A 4,637-nucleotide genomic window follows, 5' to 3' on the forward strand; every position below is an offset into this window, starting at 1 on the left:
GTGTCAGCCGCATGGATGCGGCTGCCAAGCCTCCATGGACGGATTCACGGCGTCCCCGCAATCCGACACCAACCCGCCATCCCACGGAATGCCCGCTGTTGCCGTTGCTGTTGAGGTTGCCGGCCAGCGGCCGGCACTACCACGGGTGCCGGGCGCAGCCCGGCCGGACCTCTTACTCTGCCGGCTTGGCCGCTGCGCTCGCGGCGACGCTCGCTGCACGCCGTGAAAGCACCGCTTCGCGATGGGCGATGTAGGCGTTGGCGGCGAGGATGATGCCGGCGCCGATGATCGTCCAGCGATCCACCGTCTCGGCGAACAACAGCCAGCCACACAAGGTCACCAGCGGCAGTTGCAGGAAGCTGATCGGGGTCAACGCGGAGACTTCGCCCAGGCGCAGTGCGCGCGTCCAAAGCAACTGGCCGATGGTGCCCAGCACGCCGGTGGCCAGCAGCCAGAGCCAGGCGATGCCGGTGGGCCAGACCCACACGAACAAGGCCGGTATCAGCGACAGCGGTACCCAGAACACGTAGGTGTAGAGCACCACGGTGTCGGCACTGTCGATTCGGGTGAGCTGCTTGATCTGGATCGCCACCAGCGAGCTGAGCACGGCGGCGGCCACCGCGATCAGGCTGCCGGACGTGAAGCCGGCCGTGCCCGGCCGCACGATCACCAGCACGCCGATGAAGCCGACCACCACCGCTGCCCAGCGCCGTACGCGTACCGTTTCACCCAGCCACAGCACCGCCGCGATGGTGACGAACAACGGGGTGGAGTAGGACAGCGAAACGGCCTGTGCCAGGGGCAGGTGGCCCAATGCCCAGAACGCGCACAGCATCGACCCCAGGCCGATTGCGCTGCGCAGGAAATAGCGCGGCAGCTGCTGGGTCTTCAGCGGTGCATGGCCTGGGCGCAGCAGCATCGGCAGCAGGGCGAGCAGGCCGAAGGCATTGCGGAAGAACGCCACTTCCTGGGTCGGCACGTAGCGGGTGGCGTAGCGGATCGCCACCGCCATGAGTCCGAACGCCATGGTGCTGCCGAGCATCAGCAGCGCCGCCCGCAATGGGGTGGCGCTGGCGGGTAGGGCGGGTGTGCTCACCACTGTGCGCCGAGCAGGCGGGGCTCCGGTTCGATCGGCACGCCGAACTTCTCCAGTACCGAAGCGGAGATCCGCCGTGCCAGCGCCAGCAGTTCAGTGCCGGTGGCGTTGCCGTGGTTGACCAACACCAGCGCGTGGCTGGGCGCAACGCCGGCATCACCTTCGCGGAAGCCCTTCCAGCCACAGGATTCGATCATCCAGGCGGCCGAGACCTTGCGGCGGTCGTCGCGGTCTGCCGGGAACACCGGCAGCTCGGGGAAGTGCTGCAGCAGCACTTCCACCTGTTCCAGCGGCAGCACCGGGTTCTTGAAGAAACTGCCTGCGTTGCCCAGTACGTCGGGGTCGGGCAGCTTGCGGCGACGGATCGCGATTACTGCATTGGCCACGTCCACCGCGCTCGGCAGTTCCACGCCCTGCGCCTGCAGTTCTTCGCGGATGCCGGCGTAGCCCATGCGCAGGTCGTGCAGCAGCGGCAGTTTCAGTTCAATGGCGGTGATCAGGTAGCGGTCCGGCTGCTGCTTGAACACGCTGTCGCGGTAGGCGAAGCCACACTGTTCGTTGTCCAGCCGTACCCAGGTTTTTTCCTGGCAGTCCCAGGCCTCTACGGTCTGGATGAACTCGCCGACCTGCGCGCCATAGGCGCCGATGTTCTGGATCGGCGATGCGCCGGCGGTGCCGGGAATCAGCGCGAGGTTTTCCAGGCCGGACAGGCCTTCCTGCAGCGACCACATCACCAGCCCGTGCCAGGACACGCCGGCGCCGGCGCGGATCACCGCATGGTCCGCACGGTGTTCGAGGAAACTGATTTCGCGGTTGCCGAACACCAGCACGGTGCCGGGCAGGTCCTCTGCGATCAGCACATTGCTGCCGCTGCCGAGCACCAGCAGCGGGCCATTGGCCACTTCCGGCAATGCCAGAACCTCCGGCAGCAGCGCGGCATCGTGCAGTTCCAGCAACTGCGCTGCGCTGGCCTGCACGTGGAACGTGTTCAGGGCCTGCAGCGGCGCGTTGTGGGTGAGGGTCCAGCGCAGCGGTGCTGCAGCGTTGTTGGTGTCGTCCATGGGCGTGCTCACAGGGGTGCCACCGCGCCGCGGCTGGGCGCCTCGCGTCGGCGACGGATCGCCTCCACGCACTCGGCGACCAATGCCGGGCCCTTGAAGATCAGGCCGCTGTAGCACTGCACCAGCGCCGCACCGGCAGCCATCTTGGCCACGGCGTCGGCACCGGACAGGATGCCGCCGACACCGACCAGCGGCACCGATTCGGGCAGGCGTGCACGCAGGCGGCGCAGTACCAGGGTGGACTGTTCCAGCACCGGTGCGCCGGACAGCCCGCCGGCTTCATTGGCCAGCGGATCGCCGGCAACCCGGCTGTGGTCGATGGTGGTGTTGGTGGCGATCACGCCGTCCACCTGCAGTTCGCCAAGTACGCGCGCGGCGGCATCGATGTCGCGCTCGCTGAGGTCCGGGGCCACCTTCACCAGCATCGGCACGCGCCGGCCATGCTGCGCGGCCAGTGCTTCCTGGCGCTCACGCAGCTGGCTGACCAGCTGCCGCAGCGCGGTCTCTTCCTGCAGCTCGCGCAGGCCGGCCGTGTTGGGCGAGGAAATGTTGACGGTGATGTAGTCGGCCAGCGGGTACACCTTGTCCATGCAGGCGATGTAGTCATCGGCCGCCTGTTCGTTGGGGGTGTCCTTGTTCTTGCCGATGTTGATGCCGAGCAGGCCGCGCCGGTTGCGCGCGCGTTCGACGTTGCGCACCAGCGCATCCACGCCGGCGTTGTTGAAGCCCATGCGGTTGATGATCGCGTTGTGCGCAGGCAGCCGGAACAGGCGCGGCTTGGGGTTGCCGGCCTGCGGTCGCGGCGTGATCGTGCCGATCTCCACGAAGCCGAAGCCCAGCGCGAACAGTGCATCGATGTGCTCGCCATTCTTGTCCAGGCCGGCAGCAAGGCCGACCGGATTGGGGAACGTCAGCCCGAACACCGTGCTGGGCATCGGCGCGATGCGTGCGGCCACCAGCGGCGTGGTGCCGGTGCGATAGGCCAGGTCCAGAGCGGACAGGCCGAGGCCGTGGGCGCGTTCGGCGTCGAGCGAGAACAGGAAGGGGCGGGCAAGCGAATACATGCGTTGGTTTCAGTCCAGCGTGCCGAGGAAGGCTCGGGTTCGATATTCAAAAGCGACCTGGCCGTCGACCGCGTGGGCGGCGAACAGGTCCTGCAGCGCAGCCAGCATCGGCGCGTGGCGCGGATGGCCGGGCTGCGGCGCGTAGGAAGAAGACAGCAGGCGCCCGCGCAGGGCGTCCAGGTCCAGATGCTGCACGTTCGGCAGCTGCACCATGCCGCGCAGGCCGGAGCCGAACCAGGCCTGCATGGTGGCGTCGTCCTGGTAGCGTTCGGCCACGGCGGTGTAGTCGGTGCCGTAGTCCAGCAGCAGTTGTTCGTAGCCGACCAGGAACGGGCTGGCATCGAGCAGGCGCGAATTCCAGTAGATCAGCGCCAGCCCGCCCGGGCGCAGGATGCGCTGCCACTCGGCGCGCACGGCCACGGTGTCGAACCAGTGGAAGGCCTGCGCGGCGCCGACCAGGTCCACGCTGGCCTCGGCCAGGCCGGTGGCCTCGGCGCGGCCATCGACGGCGGAAAACTGCGGATACTGCGGCGCCAGCCAGTGCTCGGCGGCCGCGCGCATCGCCGCGTTGGGTTCGACGGCGACCAGTGGATGGCCGGCGGCCAGGAACTGCCGGCTGGAGATGCCGGTGCCGGCGCCGATGTCAGCGACACGCGCGCTGGTTGCCACGGCCATGGAGCCATGCAGCCAGTCCATCAGGGCAGGCGGATAGTCCGGGCGGTAGCGGACATAGTCCGCGACCCGGCTGCTGAAGCGTTCAGTGCTGTCGGCGGAGGTCATCGTGCTTTCACCAGCGCAGTCCAGGTTTGGCGTCGGCGCCGGCGGCCACCATTGCGAAGATCAGGATGGCCACCAGGCCCACCGCAGCGAGGATGTTGAGCCAGCCCATGATCAACCCAGCCAGGGCCATGCCATCGCCGTCCTGTTCGCCAGCGCGGCGGCGGATCTCGGCGCGGGCCAGGTGCCCGGTGATGATGGCAACGAGGGCGGCGACACCCGGCAGCACGGTCCAGCTGCAGATGCCCGCGATCAGGCTGACCACGGCCAGGGCGTTGCTCTGTCGGGGTGGCACGCTCATCGAGTCCTCCGTGGCAGTGCTTACATGATAGTGCCTCTGCCCTGGCAATCCCATGGTCCGGCCAATGCAAGGCTGCCAGGCAAGGTTGGCAACCATCGGAGCCGGGAGCGGGGTGGCTCTGGTAGGCGTCGACCTTGGTCGACGAATGCGGCGCAAACCAAGGTTGGCCGCTACCGAGGGATCGGCGCTAGCCCATCAATACCTGGCCGCCATCGACATTGAGCACGTGGCCGGTGATCCAGCGCGCCAGCGGCGAGCACAGGAACAGCGCGGCATCGGCTATCTCGCGCGGCTGCCCGAAGCGGCCGAACGGAATCTTCGCCAGGGTGCCGTGGTAC

The 4,637-nt window shown here is 68.1% G+C and carries 6 protein-coding genes; all 6 read right to left on the reverse strand.

Going from position 1 to position 4,637, the window contains the following annotated elements; genetic code table 11:
- Nucleotides 1-172: 172 nt before the first annotated feature.
- On the reverse strand, nt 173-1,060 hold the full coding sequence (locus AB4Y84_RS13740) for a DMT family transporter (protein ID WP_032976099.1): 888 nt from the start codon (nt 1,058-1,060) through the stop codon (nt 173-175).
- Nucleotides 1,061-1,092: 32 nt separating this feature from the next.
- Complete coding sequence (gene murB / locus AB4Y84_RS13745; protein ID WP_051584982.1) at nt 1,093-2,157, reverse strand: UDP-N-acetylmuramate dehydrogenase; 1,065 nt, start codon at nt 2,155-2,157, stop codon at nt 1,093-1,095.
- Nucleotides 2,158-2,165: 8 nt separating this feature from the next.
- Nucleotides 2,166-3,221, reverse strand: a complete 1,056-nt coding sequence (locus tag AB4Y84_RS13750) for a quinone-dependent dihydroorotate dehydrogenase (protein ID WP_312111879.1) — start codon at nt 3,219-3,221, stop codon at nt 2,166-2,168.
- Nucleotides 3,222-3,230: 9 nt separating this feature from the next.
- Entirely contained in the window at nt 3,231-4,001 is a 771-nt protein-coding gene (locus AB4Y84_RS13755) for a class I SAM-dependent methyltransferase (RefSeq protein ID WP_442244776.1), read from the reverse strand.
- Nucleotides 4,002-4,008: 7 nt separating this feature from the next.
- Nucleotides 4,009-4,299: a DUF4190 domain-containing protein gene (locus AB4Y84_RS13760; RefSeq protein WP_025874887.1), complete on the reverse strand. Its 291-nt coding sequence runs from the start codon at nt 4,297-4,299 to the stop codon at nt 4,009-4,011.
- A gap of 187 nt (nt 4,300-4,486) precedes the next feature.
- A partial coding sequence (locus AB4Y84_RS13765) for an SDR family oxidoreductase (RefSeq protein WP_442250292.1) occupies nt 4,487-4,637 on the reverse strand: 151 nt, incomplete at its 5' end.

The sequence above is a fragment of the Stenotrophomonas sp. 2YAF22 genome (assembly GCF_052114665.1).
GTDB lineage: Bacteria > Pseudomonadota > Gammaproteobacteria > Xanthomonadales > Xanthomonadaceae > Stenotrophomonas > Stenotrophomonas indicatrix.